This window comes from Pseudonocardia sp. TMWB2A (genome assembly GCF_017312135.1).
In genome coordinates, this window is record NZ_QKQY01000002.1 from 6,477,893 (window position 1) to 6,504,503 (window position 26,611).

At 72.5% G+C, this 26,611-nt stretch carries 16 protein-coding genes, 3 rRNA genes and 1 pseudogene; 11 read left to right on the top strand and 9 right to left on the bottom strand.

Features of this window, described 5'->3' with window-relative positions; genetic code table 11:
• Positions 1 to 132: 132 nt before the first annotated feature.
• From DMP17_RS44940 to DMP17_RS44950, 3 genes are all read right to left on the bottom strand, one after another.
• Positions 133 to 5,730, bottom strand: a complete 5,598-nt coding sequence (locus DMP17_RS44940; protein ID WP_337832676.1) for a SpoIIE family protein phosphatase — start codon at positions 5,728 to 5,730, stop codon at positions 133 to 135.
• A gap of 74 nt (positions 5,731 to 5,804) precedes the next feature.
• Positions 5,805 to 6,665, bottom strand: coding sequence for an alpha/beta hydrolase (locus DMP17_RS44945; RefSeq protein WP_226364654.1), 861 nt, complete (start codon positions 6,663 to 6,665; stop codon positions 5,805 to 5,807).
• Complete coding sequence (locus tag DMP17_RS44950; RefSeq protein ID WP_337832677.1) at positions 6,662 to 9,472, bottom strand: carboxypeptidase regulatory-like domain-containing protein; 2,811 nt, start codon at positions 9,470 to 9,472, stop codon at positions 6,662 to 6,664. Before DMP17_RS44950 ends, DMP17_RS44945 begins: the two co-directional genes overlap by 4 nt.
• A gap of 253 nt (positions 9,473 to 9,725) precedes the next feature.
• Between DMP17_RS44950 and malQ the strand changes: the two genes are divergently transcribed.
• Together malQ and DMP17_RS44960 are read left to right on the top strand one after the other, a co-directional pair.
• Positions 9,726 to 11,726 carry a 4-alpha-glucanotransferase gene (malQ, locus tag DMP17_RS44955; RefSeq protein ID WP_337832678.1) on the top strand — a complete coding sequence of 667 codons (2,001 nt, stop codon included), beginning with the start codon at positions 9,726 to 9,728 and terminating at the stop codon, positions 11,724 to 11,726.
• 28 nt (positions 11,727 to 11,754) lie between these two features.
• Positions 11,755 to 12,570 carry a 2-keto-4-pentenoate hydratase gene (locus DMP17_RS44960; protein ID WP_337832679.1) on the top strand — a complete coding sequence of 272 codons (816 nt, stop codon included), beginning with the start codon at positions 11,755 to 11,757 and terminating at the stop codon, positions 12,568 to 12,570.
• A 12-nt stretch (positions 12,571 to 12,582) separates the two neighbouring features.
• Here DMP17_RS44960 and DMP17_RS44965 read toward each other — a convergent pair whose 3' ends face one another.
• Complete coding sequence (locus tag DMP17_RS44965) at positions 12,583 to 13,461, bottom strand: diacylglycerol/lipid kinase family protein (protein ID WP_226354889.1); 879 nt, start codon at positions 13,459 to 13,461, stop codon at positions 12,583 to 12,585.
• A gap of 53 nt (positions 13,462 to 13,514) precedes the next feature.
• Between DMP17_RS44965 and DMP17_RS44970 the strand changes: the two genes are divergently transcribed.
• The 3 genes from DMP17_RS44970 to DMP17_RS44980 are packed head-to-tail and all read left to right on the top strand — an operon-like array spanning position 13,515 to position 15,850.
• Positions 13,515 to 14,315 carry an SDR family NAD(P)-dependent oxidoreductase gene (locus tag DMP17_RS44970; protein WP_226354888.1) on the top strand — a complete coding sequence of 267 codons (801 nt, stop codon included), beginning with the start codon at positions 13,515 to 13,517 and terminating at the stop codon, positions 14,313 to 14,315.
• A gap of 36 nt (positions 14,316 to 14,351) precedes the next feature.
• Positions 14,352 to 14,726, top strand: coding sequence for an RNA-binding S4 domain-containing protein (locus DMP17_RS44975; protein WP_226354887.1), 375 nt, complete (start codon positions 14,352 to 14,354; stop codon positions 14,724 to 14,726).
• A 20-nt stretch (positions 14,727 to 14,746) separates the two neighbouring features.
• Positions 14,747 to 15,850 carry a quinone-dependent dihydroorotate dehydrogenase gene (locus tag DMP17_RS44980; RefSeq protein ID WP_337832680.1) on the top strand — a complete coding sequence of 368 codons (1,104 nt, stop codon included), beginning with the start codon at positions 14,747 to 14,749 and terminating at the stop codon, positions 15,848 to 15,850.
• Positions 15,851 to 16,092: 242 nt separating this feature from the next.
• Here the strand turns inward: DMP17_RS44980 and rrf are convergent.
• From rrf to DMP17_RS45005, 5 genes are all read right to left on the bottom strand, one after another.
• A 5S ribosomal RNA gene (gene rrf, locus DMP17_RS44985) occupies positions 16,093 to 16,209 on the bottom strand.
• Between the two features lie 141 nt (positions 16,210 to 16,350).
• Positions 16,351 to 19,449: ribosomal RNA gene (locus tag DMP17_RS44990) — 23S ribosomal RNA — on the bottom strand.
• A 328-nt stretch (positions 19,450 to 19,777) separates the two neighbouring features.
• Positions 19,778 to 21,297 (bottom strand): 16S ribosomal RNA (locus tag DMP17_RS44995).
• Together the 16S, 23S and 5S rRNA genes form the textbook arrangement of a ribosomal RNA operon.
• A gap of 1,417 nt (positions 21,298 to 22,714) precedes the next feature.
• On the bottom strand, positions 22,715 to 23,197 hold the full coding sequence (locus tag DMP17_RS45000; protein WP_337832681.1) for a hypothetical protein: 483 nt from the start codon (positions 23,195 to 23,197) through the stop codon (positions 22,715 to 22,717).
• A gap of 87 nt (positions 23,198 to 23,284) precedes the next feature.
• Positions 23,285 to 23,803 (bottom strand): CvpA family protein, encoded by a 519-nt coding sequence (locus tag DMP17_RS45005; protein WP_226364660.1) that lies wholly within the window; start codon positions 23,801 to 23,803, stop codon positions 23,285 to 23,287.
• Positions 23,804 to 23,940: 137 nt separating this feature from the next.
• On the opposite strand from DMP17_RS45005, the gene DMP17_RS45010 reads away from it, so the two are divergent.
• The 6 genes and pseudogenes from DMP17_RS45010 to DMP17_RS45035 all read left to right on the top strand — a co-directional run.
• Positions 23,941 to 24,138, top strand: a complete 198-nt coding sequence (locus DMP17_RS45010; protein WP_337832682.1) for a hypothetical protein — start codon at positions 23,941 to 23,943, stop codon at positions 24,136 to 24,138.
• Positions 24,129 to 24,647 (top strand): response regulator transcription factor, encoded by a 519-nt coding sequence (locus DMP17_RS45015; protein ID WP_337832817.1) that lies wholly within the window; start codon positions 24,129 to 24,131, stop codon positions 24,645 to 24,647. The genes DMP17_RS45010 and DMP17_RS45015 overlap by 10 nt, the downstream gene beginning before the upstream one ends.
• On the top strand, positions 24,644 to 25,084 hold the full coding sequence (locus tag DMP17_RS45020; protein ID WP_337832683.1) for a hypothetical protein: 441 nt from the start codon (positions 24,644 to 24,646) through the stop codon (positions 25,082 to 25,084). The genes DMP17_RS45015 and DMP17_RS45020 overlap by 4 nt, the downstream gene beginning before the upstream one ends.
• A complete protein-coding gene (locus tag DMP17_RS45025; RefSeq protein ID WP_337832684.1) occupies positions 25,081 to 25,260 on the top strand; it encodes a hypothetical protein in 180 nt (59 codons plus the stop codon). Before DMP17_RS45020 ends, DMP17_RS45025 begins: the two co-directional genes overlap by 4 nt.
• Positions 25,257 to 26,111 (top strand): sensor histidine kinase, encoded by an 855-nt coding sequence (locus tag DMP17_RS45030; protein ID WP_337832685.1) that lies wholly within the window; start codon positions 25,257 to 25,259, stop codon positions 26,109 to 26,111. The genes DMP17_RS45025 and DMP17_RS45030 overlap by 4 nt, the downstream gene beginning before the upstream one ends.
• A gap of 46 nt (positions 26,112 to 26,157) precedes the next feature.
• A pseudogene (locus DMP17_RS45035) lies at positions 26,158 to 26,611 on the top strand (hypothetical protein); the annotation flags it as partial.

The following is a 26,611-nucleotide window of genomic DNA, read 5'->3' on the forward strand; positions in this document are numbered from 1 at the left end:
GACGGGTGCCCCACAGGGGTCCGAGGGTCGCTGCCTGACTCATGCCGGGAATGGCATCACAGCGGGGGCACGGTTTCAACCCGCCGTCCGGCCCACGGGAGGACCCCGCGGGTGTCCGGACAGGTCGGGGGGTCAGGCGCCGTCGTCGTCGGACATGCCGATGACGGTGTCGAGACCCGACAGCACCAGCGAGCGACGGGCCTGGCTGCCGGCGGGCGCGACGAGCGTGAGCGCCGCCCCGTTGGTCCGCATCCGGCGCGCGACCTCCGACAGCAGGGCCATCCCGGCGCTGCTGACGAACGCCTCCCCCGGCAGGTTCAGGGTGATCGGCAGCCCGCGGTCGACGTGCTCCATCAGCGGGGCCCGGATCGCCGAGACCCCACCGAGGTCGAGGTCCCCGACGATCCCGATCCGCACACCGTGCGCGTCCGGGACGGCACGCAGCCGGGCCCGGACGGTGCCGTCGTCGCCGTCGCCGGACGGGGTGTCGATCCGGTCGCGGTCCGGTTCGGGCTCCCCGGCGACGAACTCCACCGGCGGTCCCGCGCCCGGGGTGCCCACCTCGACCGGGATCGCGGGCAGCAGGAACCGCACGGTGGTGCCGGAGTCCGACGGGTCGATGTGCACGTCCCCGGCGAGCTCGCGGATCAGCGCGATGCCGCGGCCGCGGTAGCCGGGGTCGGGCGGCGGGGGCCGCCAGCGTCCGCCGTCGGTGACGCGCACCGCGACCGAGCCGTCCGCGGTCAGCGCCAGGTCGAGGTCGACCCCGGCGCGCCCGTCGGTGTCCTCGGGCAGGTAGGCGTGCTCGATGGAGTTGGTGGCGGCCTCGCCGACGGTCAGCTGCAGGTCGCTGACGGCGTCCGGGCCCATCCCGCACTGCGCGGCCCAGGCGGCCACCGCGCGACGCAGCGGGGCGAGCCGTTTCGGGTCGGCCTCGATCGCGATCCGCAGCGGCGGCGGCATGAGCCGCGCGACCACGACGACCGTGTCGTCGGGGATGACCATCCCCTCGGACATGCGGTGCAGCAGCGTGTCCGCCATGTCGCGGGGCTGGGCGGCGGACAGCTCGTCGAACGCGGCGGACAGCCGGGCCAGGCCGTCGTCGATGACCTCGTTGCGGCGTTCGAACAGGCCGTCCGAGCAGAGCAGGATCGTCTCGCCGGGCTCCATCCGGTCCACGGCCTCGGGGAACGGGGGCCGCCCGGAGATCCCCAGCGGCACGCCGCGGCCCTCGGACAGGGTCCGCACCCCGTCCGGGCCCGCGACCAGCGGCGGCGGGTGGCCGGCGCTGGCGTAGCGCATCTCGCCGGTGCCGGTGTCGATCGTCGCGATGGCCACGGTGCTGGCCATCGCGCCGCGCACCCGCAGCGCGTACTGGTCGAGCTGCTCCAGCGCCCGCGCCGGGGGCTGGCCGTTGACCAGGTTCGACGCGACGGCGGACCGCAGCTGGCCCATCACCGCGGCCGCCGCCGGGCCGCGGCCGACGACGTCGCCGACGACGAGTGCCACCAGGTCGTCGCCGAGGTCCAGGACGTCGAACCAGTCGCCGCCGGCCTCGGTGCCCTGGGTGCCGGGGCGGTAGCGGGTGGCCAGCGACAGCCGTTCGATGTCGGGCAGGCGCTGGGGCAGCAGGCTGCGTTGCAGGGTGACCGCGACCTCGTGCTCGGCCTGGTGCAGCTGGGCGCGGACGATCGCCTGCGCGCACTGGTTGGCCAGGGTCAGCACGAAGCTGCGCTGCTCGGGGGTGAACACCGGCTCGACCGGGAACCGCAGCCCGATGACGCCGATCGGGCGGGCCGCGACCATCAGCGGCACCGCGGTGTGCACCGGGTAGCGCAGCACCTCGTCGTCGGCGGGCCCGCCGGCGTTCCAGATCGGCTCGCCGCTGCTGACCGCGCGGCTCAGCGGGTGCGCGCGGCCGGGGGTGCGCATCGGCGGGCCGTCGTCGGGCCAGCCGGTCTCCCGGAGCAGCGAGAGCGCGCCGCCCTCGTCGACGACGAGCACCGCGACCGCGTCGGCCCCGATCGAGATCCGGCCGTGCTCGACGACGACCTCGGCGACCGACTCCAGGTCGGTGGCCCGGGCCAGCCCGGTCGCGACCGCGCCGAGGCGTTCGGCGAGCCGGCGGGCCTCGGTCTCGGCGTCCAGCATCGAGGCCCGGTCCAGCGCCTGCGCGGCGAGCTCGGCGACGGCGACGGCCGCCTCCTTGTCCGCGTCGGACAGCCGTCGCTCGGTCAGCATGGCGACGGCGAGGACCCCCAGCGAGCGCCCGCCGGCGATGAGCGGCAGGTAGCCGATGGTCTGGGCGTGGTCCGGTGCGATGCCGATGGCCGCGGGGTAGCGCGTCGCCCACTCGTGCGCGGTGGTGAACCACATCGGCTCGTGCCCGGACAGCACCTCGGTGAACGCCAGCGGCGCGTCGACCCGGATCCGGGCGGCGCGCTGCCACATGTCGCGGTCCCAGCCGTGCCCGGTGAGCGCCTGCAGCCACTCCCCGCGGATCTCCCAGAGCCCGGCGTGGTCGGCGTCGAGCAGGTCGACGATGTGGTCCGCGGCGATCGCGGCGACCTCGCCGGGGGTCGCGGCGGCCGACATCTTGGCGGTGGCGCGGTGCAGCAGGCCCAGGCGCTGGGCCGAGGCGCGTTCCTGCTCCAGCAGGCGGGCGTTGTCGACGGCCAGCCCGGCCCGGCGGCCGATCTCGGACAGGAGGTCCAGGTCGTCGTCGGTGTAGGGGTCGCCCGACTCGGTGCGGACGACGGTCAGCACGGCGCTGGTGCGTCCGCGGGCGGGCAGCGGCACGACCATCGCCGAGGTCATGCGCAGCCGGGTCCAGGCCCGGCGCTGGGTGGGCGCGAGCCGGCTCAGGACCTCGTCGAGGTGGGCGGCGTCGAGGATCTCGGGGTGGCCGTCGTCGTCGGCGGGGACGAGCGGGGCCAGCCGCCACAGCGAGGGTTCCAGCGCCGAGCGCTCCGCGGAGACGGCGAGGGTGCCGGTGCCGGTGACCGCGTCGGCGTCGTGGACGACGGCGATGTCGGCGAGCCGGTCCTCGACGACGGCGCGGACGAGCTGGTCGGTGCGCCCGGTGCGGGTGATCTCCCGTTCCAGGGACTCGGCGACCTCGGAGTAGATGCGGTGCCTGCGCTGCTCACGGTGCTGGACGTCGATGTCGAGGCAGCCGCCGACGTAGCCCGCGGAGCGTTCGCCGTCGCGGACGGGCGCGCCGCGGTCGAGCACCCAGCGGTAGCGGCCCGCCCGGTCCAGGAGCCGGTACTCGACCTCGAACGGCGCGTGCGCACGGGCGGCGGCGGAGGTCACCGAGCGGTAGCGCTCGCGGTCGTCGGGGTGGATGCGGCGGCGCCAGTCGTGGCCCAGCTCCTGCGCCGCGTCCTCGACACCGGTGAAGTCCAGCCAGCCCCGGTTGACGAACAACCGGTGCCCGCCCGGGTCGTCGACCCAGATCAGCGCCGGGGTGGAGTCGGCCATGGCCCGGAACTGCAGCTCGGCGGCCCGGCGGACCCGGCCGAGCTGCAGGTGGTTCGCGACCCGGGCGAGCAGCTCGCGGGCGGAGAACGGGCGGACCAGGTAGTCGTCGGCGCCGGCGGCGAAGCCCTCGACGGCGGCCTCCTCCCCGGCCCGCGACGACAGCAGCACGACCGGCACCCCGACCGTGCGGGGGTCCGACCGCAGCGCGCGCAGGAGCTCGATGCCCCCGTTGCCGGGCAGCGCCGCGTCGGCGACGACCAGGTCCGGCGGGTCGGTGCGGGCGGACTCCAGTGCGGCCGCACCGTCGGCGACGACCCGGACGGTCCAGCGTTCGACGAGCAGGTCGCGCAGGTAGCCGCGCATCTCGCGGTCGTCGTCGACGACGAGCACCCGGTCGCGGTGGTCGACCTCCAGCCCGTCGACGACCGAGCCGTCCACCGATCGGCCGCGGGCGAGGACCGCCGGGGCGCCCGCGGGCTCGGGGGCGTCGGGCAGCCAGCGCAGCGCCTCCGCCACGTAGGGCGCGGCGAGCTGCGGGGCGGCGCGTGACCCGACCCGGGCCCGGACGAGGCGTTCGGGGGGCAGGTGGGCGAAGCCGAGCGGCAGCCGCACGGTGAACGTGCTGCCCGCGCCGGGGTCGCTGGTCACGCCGATCGTGCCGCCGTGCAGACGGACCAGCTGGCGGATCAGCGGCAGGCCGAGGCCGCTGCCGTCGCCGCTGCGGCCGTGCCGCCGGGTGGGCCGGTGGAAGCGGTCGAACACCGCGTCGAGCTCGCCGTCGACGATGCCGGCGCCGGTGTCGGAGACCCGCAGCACGACCTGCTCGCCGTCCTGGGCCAGGTCGACGGTGATCGTGCCCTCGCGGGTGTACTTGACCGCGTTGCTGAGCAGGTTGAGGACGACCTTCTCCCAGGCGTCGCGGTCCACCCAGACCGGCCGGACCTGCGGCGGGCAGGACACCGACAGCTCCAGCCCGGCCCGCTCGACGACGGGCGCGAACGCGTCGACGAGCGCCGCGGTGGTCTTCCCGATCTCGGTCGGGGCGAACAGGCCGTCGTGCTTGCCGGTCTGCAGGGCGGAGACGTCCAGCAGCCCGTCGACGAGCTTGAGCATCCGCTGCGCGTTGCGCTGCGCGAGCTCCACCTGGGTGCGGACGGCGGCGTCGTCGTGGTCGCGCAGCCGCTCCAGCGGTCCGAGGACGAGGGTCAGCGGGTCGCGGAACTCGTCGCCGAGGCCGGCGTAGTACTCGGCGCGGGCCTGCTCGATCAGCCCGGCGTCGTCGCGCCGGTCGCGCTCGCGGTCGCGGGCGAGCGCGGCGGTCAGCAGGCCGCCGACGGTGCCCGCGATCAGCCGCAGGAACGAGCGGTGGTCCTCGTCGAGCGGGAGCAGCGGCGGAGCCCCGAGGACGACGGCGATGCCGGCCGACCCGTCGGGGGTGTGCACCGTCGCCCGGACGACGTCGGTGACCGGGACGCCGTCCTCACCGTGGACCGCGACCGGGTCGACGGCGAGGAACTCGACGTCGGTGGCGTGATCGGAGTCGAGGTCGTCGAAGAGCCAGTCCGCGGGCGGCGCGTCGATGCGGACGGTGGCCAGGGGGCCGGGGTCGGCGCCGACCGTCGTCACCACGGCGCAGCCGACGTCGTCGGGCAGGTCGGTCAGGACCGTGCAGAGCCGTTCGACGGCGATGTCCAGCGTCGGTGCGTCCCGGGCCACCTCGCCGAGCGCGGCCAGGAGCGCCATCCGCCGGCCGCCGACGACCTGCGGGGTGGTCTCGGCCGTGAAGACGATCAGACCGAGGACGCCGCCGTCGGGACCGCGGACCGGGGTGGCGGAGTAGGTCCACCACGTGACCTCCGGGGTGTCCCAGCGCCGCAGCACGATCCGGTCGTCGCTGCGGTAGACGCCCTCGCTGTCCCCGGAGAGCAGCTCGTCCAGGTGGCCCCCGAGGTGCGCGGTGGTCTCCGGCCAGCCCTCCCGCAGCGGCCTGCCGAAGGACCGTGGGTGGCGCAGGCCGGAGTGCCGGGCGAACTCGTCGTTGTAGAACAGGACGAGCTCGGGTCCCCACCACGCGACGAGCGGCTGGCGGCTCTCCAGGATGAACCGGATGGTGTCCTCGAGCTCGCGGTCCCAGGTGTCGCGCACGCCGAGCGGGGTCGCCGACCAGTCGATCGTCGCCAGCAGGTCGCGGACGGGGACGTACTCGTCCTCCGTCCGCCGGTCGAACCGCTCCACCGTGCGCGCCACCCCGTTCCGCCGTACCGGCCCCAGGATCGCACCACCGGGGCGGGTCCGGCGCGGTGAGACGGGGATCGGTCGGGTCAGGTCACCTGACGGGCCGCGTCGCGGTGCCGGTCGAGCCAGTCCCGCAGGTCCGCGAGCGGGGTCGCCCGGCCCGGTTCGTGGTAGATCTCGTGCCAGAAGCCGTCGTACCAGAGCACGGTGGTGTCGGCGGACCCGGAGCGCTCGTCGAGCAGCCGGGTGCCCGCCGGATCGGTCAGCCGGTCCGCGGTCCCGTGCTGCACGAGCAGCGGGATCCGCAGCTCGGCGGCCCGGACGGGCAGCTCGGCCATCTGCCGGTAGATCTCCGCGCCCAGGGCCAGGGTGGGGCGGCCGTGGTGCACGAGCGGGTCGGCGTCGTAGTCGGCGACGACGGCCGGGTCCGAGCTGATCGCGGAGGTGTCGATCCCGACCGGGCGGACCGTGGGCAGGACCTTCGCGACGACCGACAGCAGCGGCACGAGCGCGGCCGGGACGGCGTCGGAGGCCAGTGCGGGCGCGGACAGCACGAGCCCGTCGAGGCGGTTCTGGTGGCGCAGCGCGTAGGCGAGCGCGATCTGGCCGCCGAGGCTGTGCCCGAGCAGGAACACCGGGACGCCGGGGTGACGGGCGATCGTCTCGCGGCGGAACGTCTCGAAGTCGGTGAGCAGGTCGTCGTAGCGGCGGACGTGCACCCGGGTGCCGCCGGAGCGGCCGTGGCCACGGTGGTCGAGGCCGTACACGGCCCAGCCGTCCGGGACCAGCGTGTCGACGACGGCGTCGTAGCGGCCGGAGTGCTCACCGATGCCGTGGCTGACCAGCAGGACACCGCTCGGGTCGCCCTCGGGGAGGCGGCCCTGCCAGAACAGCTCGATGCCGCCGACGCCGGGGAGCCGGCCGTGGACCTCCGTGGTGCCGGTCACGAGCCCGCCAGGTCCCGCCGCTCGTCGCCGCCGGGGACGAGGTCGACCTCCACGCCCGGGCCGTCGCCCGCGGCGAGCAGGTAGCGGCCGGGGTCGAGGTCGGCGAGGCGGTAGGTCCCGTCCGCCGCGGCGGTCGTCGAGGCGACCGGTTCGCCGTCCTGGGAGAGCACGACGCCGGTGCCCGCGGGCGCCGAGCCGTGGACGGCGGCGGCAGCGGCGAGGCGCAGGGTGGTCCCGGCGTCGTCGTCGCCGACGGTGCAGGTGGCGACGCCGGGCAGGTAACCGTCGGCGCGAGCGACGACGACGAACGCCCCGGCGCCCGGCGCCGTGACGTGCGCCGTCCCGTCGGCGTCGGTGGTGGCGGAGCCGATCGGCCCGCCGGAGCGGTCGCGCAGCGCGACCTCGGCGCCGGGCAGCGGGGCGTCGGCGGCGTCGACGACGCGGACCTCGACGTCCTGCGGTGCCGTGTCCGGCACGACCGCCGACGGCACGGGCCCGGTCCGGAGCACGGACAGGGAGACGTCCTCGGCGCGGTCGGGGCGGGTGGCGGTGGTCGGGCCGGCGTGCACGGGGGTCTCCTCGGCCTCCGGCGCGGTGGTGGGCCGCTCCGGGGTGGTGGGGTCCGGGGTCGGGGCCTCGGCATGCGGGTCCTGCTCCTGGAGGCCCTGCTCCCGCGGGGCCTGCTCGTCCGGGGCTTGCTCCTGCGGGGCCTGGCGGGGCAGGCCCGGGACCGTCGTGTCGGACGCGGCGGTCGCGGCGGCGGCGACCGGGGCGACGACCGCGGCGGCGGCGAGCGGGACGACGGTGCGGGTGGCGCCCTCGGTCGCGTCGGTACGGGCCTCATCGGTCCGGGTCTCGTCGGTCCGGGTCGCATCGGTCCGGGTCGCATCGGTCCGGGTCGCATCGGTCCGGGTCGCATCGGAGCCGGTCACGTCTGCACCGGCCGGGTCGGTGCCGGTCACGTCGGTGCCGGTCACGTCGGTGCCGGTCACGTCGGTGCCGGTCACGTCGGTGCCGGTCACGTCGGTGCCGGTCACGTCGGTGCCGGTCACGTCGGTGCCGGTCACGTCGGTACCGGCGGCGTCGGTCCCGGCAGGGGCGTCGGCGGTCGGGGCGTCGGTGTCGGCACCGTCTTCGACCGCGTTCGTCCCACCGGCGTCGGCGTCCGCCGCGTCCGTCCCGGTGGTGATGCCCGGGGTCGCATTCCCGTCGACGGCGTCGTCGCCGGTCGCGTCGTCCCCGGTCGCGTCGTCCCCGGTCGCGGCGTTGCCGGTCGCGACGTCGTCCGTCGCAGCGGCGTCGGTCGTCCCGGCTCCGGCCGCATCCCCGGTCGGGGCCGCGCGCTCGCCGGTGTCCGGAACGGAGGCGTCGGTGTCCCCGGCCGGACCACGGACGTCGACGGCGTCGACCGCACCGACGGTGCGGTCGGTGGTCACCGTGCCGCCGGAGCCCGCGGGAGAACCGGCGTCCCCGGCCGTGCCGGACACGACGGTGTCCTCAGCAGAGGCGGTGTCCTCGTCGGGGCCGCTGTCGGTCGCGGACGTCCCGCGCAGCGACGGGGCGAGGTGCCGCGGTCCGCTCCCGGGACGCGCCGACCGCAGGACCCGCGGGGCGGGCCGGGGCGGCGGCTCGGGGTTGTCGCCGGGCTCGCGCGCCGCGCGGGCGCCGGTGGCGGCCAGCCCGATCGACGGGATCCGGCTCACCGGCGGGGTGTCGCCGGCCGTCTCGGGCGCGCCGGCCTGCTCGGGGACGCGGCCCGCCCAGGTGTGCGGGGTCGAGATGCGGTCCCGGGCCTCGCGGAACTCCCGCTCGGTGTCCGGGTCGGCCGGGGCGCGGACCGAGGTGCGCTCCGACGGCAGCGCCGTGACCCGACGGACCAGGTCCGGGTCGAAGGGCGCGCGGGACTGGGTCGTGGCGGCGGGCGGGGCCTCGTCGACCGACTCGTCGGCCTCCTCCCCGGCGGGGGCGGTATCCCCGACGGACGCGACGTCCCCGGTGACGCCGGTCGACGCGTCGGCGGGCGCCTCGGACGCGGTCGTCGACGCATCCCCCACGACCGCGGTCCCGGAGGTGGGCGTGCTGATGTCGGGCGCCGAGCTGTCCGGGCCGGAACCGGTGGCCGCGGTCGCCTCGTCGGCGGTACGGGCAGCAGGGTCCGCGACGGGCCGTCGTCGTACGAAGGGCGTCGGGGCCGGGGTCCGCCGGGCCGGTGCCGGCTCGACGGGCTCGAGCGGCTTGCCGTCCTTGAACCCGCGCGACCAGGGCGGGCCGACCGGGCCCGCGCTCACATCGGGTGTGACCCGCGGGACCGCCGGCAGCTCGTCGGTGGGATCGGCCGCGCCGACCGCCTCGGTGATGTCGGGCGCCGACGACGACGGCCCGACGTCCGGGGCGGCGTCCTCCGCGGCGGGGGGCCGCGGGCGCTCCTCCTGCGGACGGACCGCGGCGACGGGCGTGGTCGCGGAGACCGCGTCCTCGGGATCGTCGTCCACCGCGGCGTCGGACCCGGCGACCTCACGGTCCGCGGGCGACTCCTCGTCGACCATGGGCTCCGGGGCGTCGTCGACCGGAGGCTCCGGAGAACCCGGGGGCACCGGGGGCGCAGACGGGTCGGGCGCGGGCCTGCGCGGCCCGTCGTCGAGGCCGCGGGCGCGGCGGTCGACGAGATCGGCGACGGTGCGCGGACGGTCCCCTTCGGACGACGGGACGTCGTCCTCCCGGCCCCGCCCCCACCGCAGGAACCCGGCGATCCCGACGGCCACCAGCACCACCACCACAACCAGCCCGAGCAGGGCCCACGTCGACATCTGGAAGTCCTCCTGCCGGAGCTGCGCGAACCGTCGTCCACGACACGGTGCGGCCCGGGAGGAGGTGCCCGTCGCCGGGCCCCGCTGCCCGGCCGGCCACGGTGACCCGGTCGGCGCATCCGGCGACGCACCGTAGCACCGTGGACCCCCTGACCGGGGGTGATCGGAGGCGTCCCGCGTGTCGGTCGCGGAGGTTGCCCGTCTCACCCCGGGCGGCCGGGCCGGGCGGCCGCTCATCCGCCAGGATCGACCCATGACCAGCGACCCGGTGACCCCCGAGCTCGCCGAGATCGCCGACGCGTACGGCGTCGCGACCTCGTACCTCGACGGCAGCAGGACCGAGCAGCGGATCGACGCGGAGGTGGTCCGCACCGTCCTCGGGTTGCTGGAGGTCGACGTCGCCTCCCCCGACGCGCAACGGGTGGCGCTCGCCGGGGCCCGCGAGCGCGCCGGCGCCGGGGCGCTGCCGCCGACGATCGGGCTGCGCAGCGACCGTTCCCGCACCGTGCCGGGCCGTGGGCGCCTCACCGCCGTCGACGGCGCGCGTGGCGACGAGGGCTGGGCCCGCGACGTCGACGGCGAGCTCCCCGCCGGGCTGGAGCCGGGCCGTTACACGCTGGAGACGACGGCCGGGCGCGCCCACGTCGTCGTCGCGCCGCCCACGCTGCCCGACCCGCCCCGGACGTGGGGCTGGATGCTGCAGCTCTACGCCCTGCACTCGCGCGACTCGTGGGGCATCGGCGACCTGGGCGACCTGACCACGCTGATCCGCGGCGGGCACGGCGCGGGTGCGGTGCTGCTCAACCCGCTGCACGCGATCACCCCGGTGCCGCCGGTGCAGCCGTCGCCGTACACGCCGTCGTCGCGCCGCTACGCCACCCCGCTGAGCCTGCGGATCACCGACCTGCCAGCCTACGCCGCCGCCGACGCGGCCACCCGCGCCGAGGTCGACGCCCTGCGCCCGGAGACGACCGGCGACCGGATCGCGCACGACCGGGTCTGGGCGGCGAAGCGGTCCGCCCTGGAGGCGCTGTGGCGCGGTGCCGGGTACCCCGACGGCGACCCGGACGCCGACCTGCACGACTTCGCGACCTACTGCGCGCTGGCCGAGCGCTACGGCGGCCGCTGGTCGCTGTGGCCCGACGACCTGCGTCGTCCCGACGCCCCCGGCGTCGCCGCCGCCCGTGCCGAGCTGGCGCCGCGCGTCGCGTTCCACGCCTGGGTGCAGCGCCAGGCCGAGGCGCAGCTGGCCGGGGTCCGGGCCGCGGCGAAGGACGCGGGGATGCCGGTCGGCGTCATCCACGACCTCGCCGTGGGCTGCGACCCCGAGGGCGCCGACGCGTGGATGCTGCAGGACGTGCTCGCGCTCGGTGCGACGGTCGGTGCCCCGCCGGACGCGTTCAACCAGCGCGGCCAGACGTGGGGTCTGCCGCCGTGGCGCCCGGACCGTCTCGCCGACACCGGCTACGCCGCGTTCGGCGACATGACCCGCGCACTGCTGGCGCACGCCGACGGCCTGCGGATCGACCACGTCATGGGGCTGTGGCGGCTGTGGTGGGTGCCGTCGGGGCAGACGGCCGACCGCGGCACCTACGTCCACTACGACGCCGACGCGATGCTCGCGGTGCTGCTGCTGGAGGCCCACCGCGCGGGCGCGCTGGTCGTCGGCGAGGACCTGGGCACGGTGATCCCGCGGATCCGCGAGGACATGGCCGAGCGGAACCTGCTGGGTTCGACGGTGCTGTGGTTCTCCCGCGACCCCGACCCGGTGACCGGCGGCGACGACGGCCCGCTGCGCCCGCCGCGTCGCTGGCCCGAGCGGTCGGTCGCGACGATCTCCACCCACGACCTGCCGACCGCGCCCGGGTTCCTCGCCGGTGAGCAGGTGCGGGTCCGCGCCGAGCTGGGGCTCCTCGACGACCCGACGACCGAGGAGGCCAAGGCCGGCGCCGAGCGGGACGAGCTGCTGGCACTGCTGGCCTCGGAGGGGCTGCTCGACTCCCCGGACGAGACCGACGAGGACACGATCGTCGTCGCGCTGCACGCGCTGCTGGCGTCGGCGCCGTCGCGGCTGGTCCTGGCCTCCCTCTACGACGTGCTGGGCGAGACGCGACAGCCGAACCTGCCCGGCACCGTCGACGAGTACCCGAACTGGCGGATCCCGCTGCCGGTGTCGCTGGAGGACGCGCTCGCCGACGACCGGGTCCGCCGCGTCGCCGAGGTGCTGCGCGCCCGGACCGGCGACGACGGCTGACCCGCGGCCCTGGCAGGATGCCGCCCCGATGAGTGCCGAGAACAGCTCCGCGGGCATGGACCCGACCGCCGTCGACCTCGTGCGGGCCGACGGCACCGCCGGTGCGCTGTGGCAGGCCTGGACCACCGGCGAGCGGATCGCCGCACTGCCGGAGCTGCTGCGCCCGCGCAGCCTGGCCGAGGGCTTCACCGCGCAGAGCAGGCTGTCGGAGCGGGCCGGGCCGTCCTACGGCTGGAAGCTCGCGGCGACCGCGCCCGCCGGGCAGGCCCACATCGGGGTGGACGCCCCGCTGCCGGGGGCGCTGTTCGAGCGGTTCCGGCACTCCCCCGGTGACGTGGTGCCGTCGGGCGACCTGCACATGGCCGTCGCCGAGGCGGAGTTCGCGTTCGTGATGGGGGCGCCGGTGGGTGCCGACGCGACCCGCGAGGAGCTGCGCGCCGCGGTCGCGGCGGTGCACGGGGCGGTGGAGCTGCCCGAGTCGCGGTTCACCGACTTCGTCGCGGCGGGGGCGCCGTCGCTGATGGCCGACGCCGCGTGCGCCGGCCGGTTCGTGCTGGGCCCGGAGCTCCCCGGCGCCCTCGACCTCGACCTCGCCGCGACCCCGACCACCCTGCAGGTCGACGACGAGCAGGCGGCCGGGTCCGGCGCGGCCGTCCTCGGGGACCCGTGGACGGCGCTGGCGTGGCTCGCCGACGTCCTGCCCGGCTACGGCCTGCGGCTCGAGGCGGGCGCGGTCGTCACCACCGGGACGACGACCGTCCCGATGCCCGTGCACCGCGGCGCCCGGGTGCGGGCGAGCTTCGGCGACGACCTCGGCGCGGTGGAGTTCACGCTCGCCCCGTGAGCACGGTGGGGGTCAGCGCACGACGTTGAGTGCCCCGGCCGCGCAGCGGACGCGGATCGCGGTGCCGCCGGTGACTTCGTCGACCTCGCCGTCGATCTGCACCGGCATCGGCCCGCACGCGGTGAACCGGAAGTCCGAGGTCGCGGGCTGGCGGCCGAGCCCGGAGAACGCCGCCCGGGCCGCCACCCACAGCTGCTTCCACTTCGGACGGTGCTCCAGCAGCACGACCTCGAACCGGCCGTCGTCGGGACGGCTGGTGGCCGACAGCTCGGCGACCTTGGCCATCTCGCCGATGTTGGCGAAGACCAGGTTGTCGATCCGGCGCCGGTCGCCGCGGGAGAACTCCACCTCGAACGGGGTGAAGGCCCAGAACGCCCGCACCGTGGTGATCACCTCGCGGATGCTGCCCTTGCCGCCCTTCTCGATCTGCAGCGCGACGACGGGGGTCAGCCCGAACCCGATGTAGGAGTGCGCGTAGTGCGGCGGGTCGTCGTCGCGGTGCATCTCGAGCAGGTCCATCGGCTCTGGGCGGCCGTCGAGGATCGCCTCGGCCAGCGGACGGCGTGCGGTGACGCGGTCGTGGTCGTTGGCGTTCCCGGCGGCGAGGACGGCGGCCGAGGCGTCGGTGCCCGGGACGTCCATGATCCCGTTGACGACCTCGTTGTAGCCGCCGTCGCCGGACGCCGACACGATGAGCGGGCGCCCGCCGGCGGACGCGGCCTCGCGGGCGATGACGCGGGCGTGCCCGGCGTACTCGGTGGGCACCAGCCGCACGGTCAGCTCGGGCCGGGCGGCGCCGAGCTCGTCGCGCAGCTGTTCGGCGAGCACGTCGGCATCCCCCGTACTGCCCGGGTTGAAGACCACCAGCACGGAGTCGATCGGCTCAGCCACGCGCACACCGTAGACGCCTGCGGTCCCGCCACCGTTGCGGCACGGTGGGAATCATGGATCTGCAACTGAACGGGCGCCGGGCGATCGTCACCGGTGGGAGCCGCGGCATCGGGTTGGCGACGGCCAGGGCGCTCGCCGCCGAGGGCGCCCGGGTGGCGTTGTTCGCGCGCGACGCCGGCGCCCTGGAGGCCGCCGCGGCCGGACTGCGCGCCGAGGGTGCGCCGGAGGTGCTGGCCGTCGCCGTCGACACCACCGACGACGACGCGGTCCGCCGTGGCGTCGCCGCCGTCGCCGACCGGTTCGGCGGGGTGGACGTGCTGGTGAACGCCGCCGCACGGCCGGCGAGCGCGGGCCCGCCGACCGACCTGGCCTCGATCACCGACGACGCGGTGCGGGTCGAGCTGGAGACGAAGGTCCTCGGCTACCTGCGGTGCGCGCGGGCCGTCGCGCCGCTGATGCGGGCGCAGGGGTGGGGGCGGATCGTGAACGTCAGCGGCCTGAACGCGCGGAAGTCGTCGTCGCTGGTGGGGTCGGTGCGCAACGTCGCGGTGGCCTCGATGACCGCGGCGCTCGCCCAGGAGCTGGGTCCGCACGGCATCAACGTGACGGTCGTGCACCCCGGGGTCACCGAGACCGAGCGGACACCCGACGCCGTCGCCGCGCGGGCGGAGTCGGCCGGGATCACCGGGGCCGAGGCCCGCGCGGAGCTGGACGCGACGACGACGATCGGCCGCATCACGACCGCCGCGGAGGTCGCCGACGTCATCACGTTCCTGTGCTCGCCCCGGTCGGTCGCGATCACCGGCGACGCCGTCGCCGCGGGTGGGGGAACACCGGGCGTCGTGCACTACTGAGGCCCGGACCGCCCTCCCGGATGGCACGATGGTCCGATGGAGGGGACCCGCGTGGACCGGTGGCTGTGGTCGGTGCGCCTGGCCAAGACCCGTGCCGACGCCGCGACCGCCTGCCGCGGCGGGCATGTGCGGATCAACGACCGGCCCGCGAAGCCCGCGGCGACGGTGCAGGTCGGCGATCGGGTGCGGGCGCGGGTGTACGACCGGAACCGGATCGTCGAGGTCACCCGGGTGATCGAGAAGCGGGTCGGCGCCCCGATCGCGCAGGAGTGCTACATCGACCACACCCCGCCGGAGCCGAGCGCCGCGGGGCAGCCGTTGTTCGCCCACCGCGACCGCGGCGCCGGGCGCCCGACGAAGCGCGACCGCCGCATGCTCGACCAGCTGGGGCTGTCCCGCCGCACCTCCTAGGCCGGTGTGAGGATGGAGGCATGTACGACGCCCTCATGCGCCACGTGCTCCGGCACGTCCCGTCCGAGCCCGCGCACCGGATGGGGTTCGGTGTGGTCCGCACACTCGGGACCGCGCCCGTCGTGGGTGAGCGGGTCGCGGAGCGGTTCGCCCCGTCGGACCCCGTGCTGCGCACCCGGGCGCTGGGTCTGGAGTTCGCGGGCCCGCTCGGTCTCGCCGCCGGTTTCGACAAGGACGCCGAGGGTGTCCTCGCGCTCGGCAGGCTCGGGTTCGGCGCGGTCGAGATCGGCACGGTGACCGGTCGGGCGCAGCCCGGCAACCCGCGGCCCCGCCTGTTCCGGCTCGTCGACGACGCCGCGCTGGTCAACCGGATGGGCTTCAACAACTCCGGTGCCGGGACCGTCGGGCCCCGCCTCGCCGCGCTCCGCGCCCACTCCGGGCCGGGGATGCCGGTGCTCGGGGTCAACATCGGCAAGAGCAAGGCGGTACCCGCCGAGGACGCCGCGTCGGACTACCGTGCGAGCGCCGCCGCGCTGGGCGCCTACGCCGACTACGTCGTGGTCAACGTCAGCTCCCCGAACACCCCCGGCCTGCGGGACCTGCAGCAGGTCGACGTGCTGGAGCCGCTGCTCGTCGCCGTGCGTGAGGAGCTGGACCGGGTGTCCGGGGACCGCCGTGTGCCGCTCCTGGTGAAGATCACGGTCGACCTGGCGCCGGAGGATCTCGACGCCGTCGCCGACCTGGCCCGCCGGATGCGGCTCGACGGGGTCGTCGCCACGAACACGACCGTCTCCCGCGACGGCCTGCGCACCGCACCCGACGTCGTCACCGCCACCGGTGCCGGTGGGCTGTCCGGCCGTCCGCTGAGCGAGCGGGCCCGTGCGGTCGTGCGGCAGCTGCGGACCCGCCTCGACGACGACCAGGTCGTCGTCTCCGTCGGCGGGATCGCCGACGCGCAGGAGGCCTACCGCCGGATCCGTTCCGGCGCGGCGCTGGTGCAGGCCTACACCGGATTCGTCTACGGCGGTCTGCTCTGGCCCGCCCGGGTCCACCGCGAGCTCGCGGCGCTGCTGCGCGCCGACGGCTTCTCGTGCGTCGACGACGCCGTGGGCGCCGATCTCTGACGCCTGCGGCGGCCGGTGTTCCCGCCGGCCGCCCTCCGCGCACCCCACGTCGCACACGTTTCTGCGACCTCGCAGCCTCTGCAGAGGGTGCGAGGTCGCAGGAAGGTGTGCGAGGTGCGCCCGCCCACCGGCGCCTCCACCACGGAACACACCCCGGACCCGATACGTGGCGAACAGGAAAGAGTCCGGAAATGAGAAATGCCCCGGACTCGAAAGTCCGGGACAGATCCCATGAAGTTGAATGTCGGCGACGACCTACTCTCCCACACCCTGGCGAGTGCAGTACCATCGGCGCTGGAAGGCTTAGCTACCGGGTTCGGAATGGGACCGGGCGTTTCCCTACCGCAATGACCACCGACAACACTATCCAACTATCACCCCACCCCCAAAAACCTGGGGGTAGGGGTCGAGCACACACACCACCCCACAACCCCCGGTGTCAACCAGGGGATGTGGATGGTTGTGGACTCAGGGTCACACAGTGGATGCGAACAACTCGTTGTGGCAAGCCCTCGGCCTATTAGTACCGGTCAACTCCACCCCTCACAGGGCTTCCATCTCCGGCCTATCAACCCAGTCATCTACTGGGAGCCTTACCCACTCGAAGGTGGTGGGAGACCTCATCTTGGAACAGGCTTCCCGCTTAGATGCCTTCAGCGGTTATCCCTCCCGAACATAGCCAACCAGCCGTGCCCCTGGCGGGACAACTGGCACACCAGAGGTTCGTCCGTCCCGGTCCTCTCGTACTAGGGACAGCCTTCCTCAAGTCTCCAACGCGCGCGGCGGATAGGGACCGAACTGTCTCACGACGTTCTAAACCCAGCTCGCGTACCGCTTTAATGGGCGAACAGCCCAACCCTTGGGACCTACTCCAGCCCCAGGATGCGACGAGCCGACATCGAGGTGCCAAACCATGCCGTCGATATGGACTCTTGGGCAAGATCAGCCTGTTATCCCCGGGGTACCTTTTATCCGTTGAGCGACACCCCTTCCACAAGGTGGTGCCGGATCACTAGTCCCGACTTTCGTCCCTGCTCGACCCGTCAGTCTCACAGTCAAGCTCCCTTGTGCACTTACACTCAACACCTGATTGCCAACCAGGCTGAGGGAACCTTTGGGCGCCTCCGTTACTCTTTGGGAGGCAACCGCCCCAGTTAAACTACCCACCAGGCACTGTCCCTGAACCAGATCATGGCCCGAGGTTAAGACACCCAATTCGACCAGAGTGGTATTTCAACAACGACTCCACCACCACTGGCGTGGCGATTTCACAGTCTCCCACCTATCCTACACAAGCCGAACCGAGCACCAATACCAAGCTATAGTAAAGGTCCCGGGGTCTTTCCGTCCTGCCGCGCGTAACGAGCATCTTTACTCGTAGTGCAATTTCGCCGAGTCTGTGGTCGAGACAGCGCCCAAGTCGTTACGCCATTCGTGCAGGTCGGAACTTACCCGACAAGGAATTTCGCTACCTTAGGATGGTTATAGTTACCACCGCCGTTTACTGGCGCTTAAATTCTCCGCTTCGCCCCGAAGAGCTAACAGGTCCTCTTAACGTTCCAGCACCGGGCAGGCGTCAGTCCGTATACATCGTCTTGCGACTTCGCACGGACCTGTGTTTTTAGTAAACAGTCGCTTGGGCCTGGTCTCTGCGACCGGCCGTCCCTAGCCCGCAAGGAGCCTCAAGACAACCGGCCCTCCTTCTCCCGAAGTTACGGAGGTATTTTGCCGAATTCCTTAACCACAGTTCGCTCGATCGCCTCGGTATTCTCTACCTGACCACCTGTGTCGGTTTGGGGTACGGGCCGCAACAGCACTCGCTAGAGGCTTTTCTCGACAGCATGGGATCACCCTCTTCGCCTCAATCGGCTACGCATCACCTCTCACCCTTATATGAGCCCCGGATTTACCTAGGACTCGGGCTACAGGCTTACACCACGACAACCACCGCGTGGCGGAGCTACCCTCCTGCGTCACCCCATCACTTGCCTACTACCAGATCGGATCCCACGCTCCCCCACAAACACAACTCCCGAAGGAGCCGAGGTGGGTTCGGATGGTTAGCATCACCGGCCTTGGCATGGACGCACTGTCACGAGCACGGGAATATCAACCCGTTGTCCATCGACTACGCCTGACGGCCTCGCCTTAGGTCCCGGCTCACCCTGGGCGGAACAACCTGGCCCAGGAACCCTTGGTCATCCGGCGGCAGAGATTCTCACTCTGCATTCGCTACTCATGCCTGCATTCTCACTCCCACACCCTCCACCCGTAAATCACTCCCGGGCTTCACCAGATGCAGGACGCTCCCCTACCCAACAACACCATAAGTGTCATTGCCACGGCTTCGGCGGTGCGCTTGAGCCCCGCTACATTGTCGGCGCAGGACCACTTGACCAGTGAGCTATTACGCACTCTTTCAAGGGTGGCTGCTTCTAAGCCAACCTCCTGGTTGTCCGGGCGATCCCACATCCTTTCCCACTTAGCGCACGCTTAGGGGCCTTAGCCGGTGATCTGGGCTGTTTCCCTCTCGACCACGAAGCTTATCCCCCGCAGTCTCACTGCCGCGCTCTCACTCACCGGCATTCGGAGTTTGGCTGACTTCGGTAAGCTTGTCGGCCCCCTAGGCCATCCAGTGCTCTACCTCCGGTGAGAAACACACGACGCTGCACCTAAATGCATTTCGGGGAGAACCAGCTATCACGAAGTTTGATTGGCCTTTCACCCCTACCCACAGCTCATCCCCCAGGTTTTCAACCCTGGTGGGTTCGGGCCTCCACGACGTCTTACCGACGCTTCACCCTGGCCATGGGTAGATCACTCCGCTTCGGGTCTACACCCCGCGACTACAGCGCCCTATTCGGACTCGCTTTCGCTACGGCTACCCCACACAGGTTAACCTCGCCACGAAGCATAACTCGCAGGCTCATTCTTCAAAAGGCACGCCATCACCCTGTACCACGAAAGCACTGCAGGCTCTGACGGCTTGTAAGCACACGGTTTCAGGTACTATTTCACTCCCCTCCCGGGGTACTTTTCACCTTTCCCTCACGGTACTTGTCCGCTATCGGTCATCAGGTAGTATTTAGGCTTGACGGGTGGTCCCGCCAGATTCACAGCGAATTTCACGGGCTCGCTGCTACTCGAGAACACGCCCACAACAGAACCCAGTGTTTTCGCGTACGGGGCTATCACCCACTACGGCCGACCATCCCAGAGTCGTTCCGCTAACACAGGCTCTTGCTGTCCCATCCTCGGCAGAAGATGAACGACACGTCTCACAACCCCGCACCCGCAACGCCTGCCGGCTTGACACGGACACGGTTTAGCCTCTTCCGCTTTCGCTCGCCACTACTCACGGAATCACTATTGTTTTCTCTTCCTGTGGGTACTGAGATGTTTCACTTCCCCACGTTCCCTCCACGCACCCTATGAATTCAGGTACGGGTAACGCCCCATGACGGGCGCTGGGTTTCCCCATTCGGACACCCTCGGATCACAGCTCGGTTGACAGCTCCCCGAGGCCTATCGCGGCCTCCCACGTCCTTCATCGGCTCCTGATGCCCAGGCATCCACCATGTGCTCTTAACAACTTGACCACAACAAGATGCTCGCATCCACTATGCAACACTCAACCCACAACCACACCCGACCAAGAAACAACCACCACCCACACACAAGCAGGCGTTAGGAAGCCCCCGACCAGAGCGGCCAAAGAAGAACCACCGTTCCGAAGAACCGCAGATGTCTTCTCAGGACCCAACAGTGTGCCAAGCCAACACGGTCCGACGTGCTGCGTTCCACCCAACGCACCCAACCCACGAACGGGGCCGCTGATGCGATTCAATGAAGGAACCACAGACACCCAAAATGAGCACAACTCACTTACGAGCGTGTGGTGCCCCATCACATGATGGGACTCCTTAGAAAGGAGGTGATCCAGCCGCACCTTCCGGTACGGCTACCTTGTTACGACTTCGTCCCAATCGCCAGTCCCACCTTCGACAGCTCCCTCCACAAGGGTTGGGCCGCCGGCTTCGGGTGTTACCAACTTTCGTGACGTGACGGGCGGTGTGTACAAGGCCCGGGAACGTATTCACCGCAGCGTTGCTGATCTGCGATTACTAGCGACTCCAACTTCACGGGGTCGAGTTGCAGACCCCGATCCGAACTGAGACTCACTTTAAGGGATTCGCTCCACCTCACGGTCTCGCAGCCCTCTGTATGAGCCATTGTAGCATGTGTGAAGCCCTGGACATAAGGGGCATGATGACTTGACGTCATCCCCACCTTCCTCCGAGTTGACCCCGGCAGTCTCCCATGAGTCCCCACCATTACGTGCTGGCAACATGGAACAAGGGTTGCGCTCGTTGCGGGACTTAACCCAACATCTCACGACACGAGCTGACGACAGCCATGCACCACCTGCACACCAACCACAAGGGAAGCCCTATCTCTAGGGATGTCTGGTGCATGTCAAACCCAGGTAAGGTTCTTCGCGTTGCATCGAATTAATCCACATGCTCCGCCGCTTGTGCGGGCCCCCGTCAATTCCTTTGAGTTTTAGCCTTGCGGCCGTACTCCCCAGGCGGGGCGCTTAATGCGTTAGCTGCGGCACAGAAACCGTGGAATGGTCCCCACACCTAGCGCCCAACGTTTACGGCGTGGACTACCAGGGTATCTAATCCTGTTCGCTCCCCACGCTTTCGCTCCTCAGCGTCAGTATCGGCCCAGAGACCCGCCTTCGCCACCGGTGTTCCTCCTGATATCTGCGCATTTCACCGCTACACCAGGAATTCCAGTCTCCCCTGCCGAACTCAAGTGATGCCCGTATCGACCGCACGCTCAGAGTTAAGCCCCAAGTTTTCACGGCCGACGCGACACACCGCCTACGAGCTCTTTACGCCCAATAATTCCGGACAACGCTCGCACCCTACGTGTTACCGCGGCTGCTGGCACGTAGTTGGCCGGTGCTTCTTCTCCAGGTACCGTCAATTGCTCTTCGTCCCTGGCGAAAGAGGTTTACAACCCGAAGGCCGTCATCCCCCACGCGGCGTCGCTGCGTCAGGCTTCCGCCCATTGCGCAATATTCCCCACTGCTGCCTCCCGTAGGAGTCTGGGCCGTGTCTCAGTCCCAGTGTGGCCGGTCGCCCTCTCAGGCCGGCTACCCGTCACCGCCTTGGTAGGCCATCACCCCACCAACAAGCTGATAGGCCGCGGGCCCATCCCCCACCGAAAAAACTTTCCACCACCAACCATGCGATCAGTGGTCCTATCCGGTATTAGACCCAGTTTCCCAGGCTTATCCCAGAGTGGAGGGCAGGTCACCCACGTGTTACTCACCCGTTCGCCGCTCGTGTACCCCCGAAAGGGCCTTACCGCTCGACTTGCATGTGTTAAGCACGCCGCCAGCGTTCGTCCTGAGCCAGGATCAAACTCTCCAACAAAACCCTGACTTGCAACAAACAACTGGCCACAACACCCGACGGGATCGAATGCTGCAACCAAACAAACAATCTGGCACAAAACGCCAAACCGAATAAATAGCTCGACACACTGTTGAGTTCTCAAAAGACACCCGCACCGCAATCACCCGGACTCTCCAAGAAGAGCGGGATCCTGAAGGCGGATCGCCTTGACCCACAAAGATAACCACACCGAGAAACTCGGTGAACCACCGGGGGTCGCTGTCCGCGGGGCCTGTTGACCGAGCCTCTCAGGGCCCGTTCTGTCCGGCTCACTCGCTGACAGGAAGAAAGTTACGGCACGGTGTCCGGGGCCGTCAAACCGGGGGGTCCCCGGGGCGAACACCAGGCGTCGTCGCAGGTCATCGCCGTGGGCGGAGGCGAACTCCTGGTTACCGACACCCTCTCACCGGGCGATACGGACGATCACCGATCTGTGTGACGCCGACCACGGTCTCTTCGCGATGAGTTGTCGACGTGGTCTTCTCGGTGGTCGGGCCACCATCCGTTCAGGTCTCGAATCGGCCCGTGACCTGCGCAGTCAGGGTGCGGTCGTGGTGCGCCGCCCCGTGCTCGTCCGGTACCGCCGTGGCCCGGTTCCGGCCGTCGGCCGGGGCCCCGCCCCGCACGACGACCCGTGGTCACGGTGCAGGTGCCCGGTTCCGGCCCACCGTCGGGTCCGGCCCGTCCTCTGCCGTCGCGTGGCAGGTCGTCCACAGCGGAGCGCCGGCAGGGACGAGCTGAACGATCGCCGCAACGGTCCGCCCGCGTGCGATCCCGGGCCGGCCGCGTGGGGCTCGGCCGCGTCCCTCCGGCCCCGACGGTCCCGGGGCCGAGGGGGCTCCGTCCCGCCGTTCCGGCTCCCGGAGCCCACCACGGACGGCGGGTGTCCCCCGGATCGGCACTCGACGGCCCGGGCCACCCACCGATTTTTTGTCACGAAGACATGACGACGACCCGTCTGACCTGCGGGGACGACCGATGGTGGTGTCCGGGCCCGCGTCGTCACCGCATCAGGGGGGTATCCGTGCCCGTTCCGGCGCGTTGGTCCGTCGAGTGCTCCTCGTCGGGTCCTGCAGCGCGTCGGGGGCGAATGCGCGACGCGATCCGACGAGGAGCACTCCCTTCTCCCCTCCCCCACGCGCGGCGACACCGGTCGGCGTCGCCGCGCGTACGGGGTCACGGAGCGGCGGGAGCGGCCGGAGCCGCGGGCGCCGCGGGAGCGGCGGACGACCCCGGAGCCGCGGGAGCAGCAGGGGCCGCGGGAGCGGCCGGAGCAGCGGCACCGCCCTGGCGCGGAGCCGTCGCACCCGGGGCCGTGGCACCCGGGGCGGCCGGGGCGGCGCCCGGAGCGGGCGGCGTCGGGGCCCCGGCGGGCGGCGCGGGCGGAGTCGCGCCGTCACGACCCGGACCACCGGCCGGACCGCAGGCACCGGGGGCCACCGGGGCCACCGGGACCGGCACCGTCGGGTCCGCGGCCCGGACCACCGGCCTCACCACCGGGGCCACCGGAGCCATCGGGTCCGCCGGGACCACCGGGGCCGCGGCCGTCGGCGGCGACCGCCGTGCGGGCGGGGCCGTCGCCCGGTCCGGCGAACGCGGTCCCGACGATCAGGCCGCTCGCGGTGGCCCCGACGACCAGGCCGATCACGCCGGCCGCGACCGCGGGCAGCGCGGACCGGCGTCGCAGGGCGGCGAACCGGCGTCGTCGCGGAGGGTCACCCGCGTCGGAGGCGGCGGCCACCGTCCCCCCGCCGTGCACGCCGTCCCGGACGTGCGGGGTCGGGGTGTGGGCGGTGGGGGTCTCGTCGGCGGGGACCGGGGGCTGCCGGTCGGTGGGACGGTCGTCGTCGTCGCGGGGGGTGCGGTTCTCGTCGTTCATGGTTCTCCTCGGACAGTGCCGTGCCCGGAAGAGGGCAGCGGCGGGTCGCGGACCGCCGGACGGCGGACCGCTGGGGGTCGGGTGGGATCAGCCGGCGGGAGGCCGCGCGGCGTCGACGACGTCGCGGGCGGCGGACGTCGTCGCGGGCAGCAGCTCCGACACCGAGTCGACGATCCGGCTGCCGCCCAGGGACTGCGCGAGCGTCGTCACGGGGGCGAGCGCCTCGGCGCTCACGACCGCGGGGACCACCCACGAGACCAGCCAGATCACCAGCAGTGCGGTCACGGCACCGGTGACGGCGCCGACGATGCGGTCCAGGAAGGACAGCTTGCCGCGGGCGAGCACCCGGCTGACCAGTCCGCCGAGGAACCCGCCGACCAGCGAGCCCAGCAGCAGACCGGCGATCACCCCGACCAGGCCCCACAACCAGGCCGAGTCGGGGGTGTCGCCGTAGCGGGCCAGGTTCGAGCCCCAGGCCGCGCCGAGGCCGGCACCGACCACGAGGCCGAGCAGGCGCCCGGCCCGGGCCACGCCGCCGAGGCGGCGGAACCCGCCGATCGCGGCGGCCACCACGATGATCAGGACGATCACGTCGAGCAGGGTCATCTCTTCCTCTCCGCGCCGCGGGCCGGGCGGCCCGTCGTCTCGGTGTCTGACACGACAGTGCCCGCGGTACCTGAGACGGACCTGAAACCGGCGGGTCCTTCAGCTCCCCCTCAGCCTCGCGGCGCACCCTTGTCCCCGTGAGCACACGCCAGGACGACGACAGCCGCGGCCCCACGACCCGGGTCCTGGTGCTCGAGGACTCCGACGCCATCCGCGAGTCCGTCGTGGACGCGCTGGCCGACGCCGGGCACGTGACCGAGGGGCGTCGTCGACGGGCGTCGCGTTCGAGGAGCGGCTCGCCGCGTTCCGGCCGGACCTCGTCGTCCTGGACGTGATGCTGCCCGGCGGGCGCGACGGGTTCGACCTCATCGACGTCGTGCGCGGGCACGGGGACGCCGGGATCGTCATGCTCACCGCGCGCGACGCGCTGGCCGACCGGCTCCGCGGGCTCGACGCCGGCGCCGACGACTACGTCCTCAAGCCGTTCGCGCTCGACGAGCTCGTCGCCCGGGTCGCGGCGGTGCTGCGCCGCCGGGGCAGGCTGCCGTCCGCGGTGCAGGTGGGCGACCTCGTCCTCGACCCGGACGCCGCCGTCGCCTCCCCGCGGGGGACGGTGCTGGAGCTGTCCGCGACCGAGCTGCGGCTGCTCACCTACCTCGCCGAGCAGCGCGGACGCACCGTGTCCAAGGCGCAGATCCTGCGCTCGGTCTGGGGCTACGACGCCTACGACCCCAACCTCGTCGAGGTCCACGTGTCGGCGCTGCGCCGCAAGCTGGAGGCGCACGGCCCCCGGCTGCTGCACACCGTGCGGGGCCTCGGCTACTCGCTGCGCGGGCCGTCGTGAGCTCCGCCGCGCAGGCCCGCACCGCCACCCCGTCGCTGCGCCGCCGGGTCACCGCCGCGGTGCTCGGGGTGGTGGCGGTGCTGCTGGTCCTGGTGGTGGTGCTCGTCGACGTCCTGCTCGGGGCCCGCCTGGAGTCCGATCTCGACTCCCGGCTGCGGGACCGCGTGGTGCAGGCCCAGCAGCTGATCGCGGCGGGCGCCACCCCGGAGGAGCTGGTCACCGGGCTGTCCGGCCAGCAGATCCGGATCAAGGTGACCACCGCCGACGGGGAGGTGATGGGCGACCCCGGACTGAACCCGCCCGGGACCCCGCCGCCCGCCGGTCGGCCGGACCGCGGCCCCGGTGGTGACCGCACCGACGACCCGAGCAGCCCACCTGCCGCCCCGGTCCCGGGCGGACGCCCACCCGTCCCGCCGGACCCGGCAGCCGCACCGTGACCCTCGACGCCGGCGACGGTGCGAAGGTCGAGCTCGTCGCCGACGCCTCCGACGTCACCCAGGTCCGCAACGGCCTGCGCGCGGTGCTGGCCGGATCGGTGCTGGTGACCCTGCTCGTCGCGCTCGGTGCGGTGTCGTTCGTCGGCGGACGGCGCTGCGCCCCCTGGACCGGATGACCGCGCTCGCCGGGCGGATCACCGCGGGCGAGCGCGACGCGCGGCTCCGGCCCGACCGCCCGCACACCGATCTCGGCACCGCGGCGGCGGCGATGGACGGCATGCTCGACGCCCTCACCGACGCCGAGCGGCGCTCCTGGGAGGAGGCCGAGCGGACCCGGGTGTTCCTCGCCGACGCCGCGCACGAGCTGCGGACACCGCTGTCCGGGATCACCGCCGTCGCCGAGACGCTGGAGCGGTCCGGGCCCGACGCCGACCCCGCCCGCCGCACCCGGCGCCTGGAGCTGCTGCTCGGCGAGACGCGCCGGGCCGGGCGGCTGGTCACCGACATGCTCGACCTGGCCCGCATCGACGGCGGCACCGCGGTGGCGCCACGGGAGGTCGACGTCGCCGGGATCGCCCGCGCCGAGACCCACCGGGCCGCGGTCCTCGCGCCCGGGCTGACCGTCGACGGTCACGGGGAGCCCGCCGCGGTGCGCGCCGACCCGCAGGCCGTGTCGCGCATCCTCGCCAACCTGCTCGACAACGCCCGCCGCCACACCCCCGACGGCGGGCGGATCGAGGTCGTCACCCGGACCGACCGGGCGGCCGGGACCGTGTCGGTCTCGGTGCGCAACACCGGTACCCCGATCGCCGACGGCGACCGCGAGCGCGTCTTCGACCGGCTCGTCCGGCTCCAGGACGCCCGCGACCGGGACAGCGGCGGCGCCGGGCTCGGCCTCGCGATCGCCCGCGGCCTGGCCCGCGCGCACGGCGGCGACCTCACCTGCCCGCCCGACGACGACGGCGCCACCTTCGTCCTCACCCTGCCCGTGACGGGCCCGGACGGCCCCGGCGGACTACCGTCGTGACGTCACGCAACCGTCAGTCCGACACCGTCCGATCCGGGAGGCCGCGGTGACCGAGGAACCGCGGATCCCCCGGGGTCTGGTGATCGCGTCGAGCCTGGCCTGGCGCGGTCTGCTCGTCGCGACCGCCGTCGCCGTCGTGCTGTGGCTGATCGCGCAGCTCGCGGTGCTGGTCGTGCCGGTGGTGCTCGCGCTGATCCTGACCGCGCTGCTCGCGCCGCTCGCCCGGATCGTGAACCGGGTGCCGCTGGTGCCGCGCGGTGTGGCGACGGGTGTCGTCGTCGCGGGCGGGCTGGCGGTGGCGGTCGGGGTGCTGTGGTGGGCGGTCGCGGCGTTCCTCGACGGGGCTGCCGAGCCTGTCGGCGAGCATCGGGGAGACGGTCGTCGCGCTGCGGGACCGGCTGGCCGGGCCGCCGTTCCGGCTCGACGACACCCAGCTCGCGGCCGTCTTCCAGTCGCTGCTCGACACCCTGCAGCGCAACCAGGCCGCGCTGGCGAACAAC

Bases quoted from the DNA above. Each gene is read 5' to 3' on its own strand.
- DMP17_RS44950 (WP_337832677.1), bottom strand. From the start codon at position 9,472: ATGTCGACGTGGGCCCTGCTCGGGCTGGTTGTGGTGGTGGTGCTGGTG.
- malQ (WP_337832678.1), top strand. From the start codon at position 9,726: ATGACCAGCGACCCGGTGACCCCCGAGCTCGCCGAGATCGCCGACGCG.
- DMP17_RS44960 (WP_337832679.1), top strand. From the start codon at position 11,755: ATGAGTGCCGAGAACAGCTCCGCGGGCATGGACCCGACCGCCGTCGAC.
- DMP17_RS44970 (WP_226354888.1), top strand. From the start codon at position 13,515: ATGGATCTGCAACTGAACGGGCGCCGGGCGATCGTCACCGGTGGGAGC.
- DMP17_RS44975 (WP_226354887.1), top strand. From the start codon at position 14,352: ATGGAGGGGACCCGCGTGGACCGGTGGCTGTGGTCGGTGCGCCTGGCC.
- DMP17_RS44980 (WP_337832680.1), top strand. From the start codon at position 14,747: ATGTACGACGCCCTCATGCGCCACGTGCTCCGGCACGTCCCGTCCGAG.
- DMP17_RS45000 (WP_337832681.1), bottom strand. From the start codon at position 23,197: ATGAACGACGAGAACCGCACCCCCCGCGACGACGACGACCGTCCCACC.
- DMP17_RS45005 (WP_226364660.1), bottom strand. From the start codon at position 23,803: ATGACCCTGCTCGACGTGATCGTCCTGATCATCGTGGTGGCCGCCGCG.
- DMP17_RS45030 (WP_337832685.1), top strand. From the start codon at position 25,257: ATGACCGCGCTCGCCGGGCGGATCACCGCGGGCGAGCGCGACGCGCGG.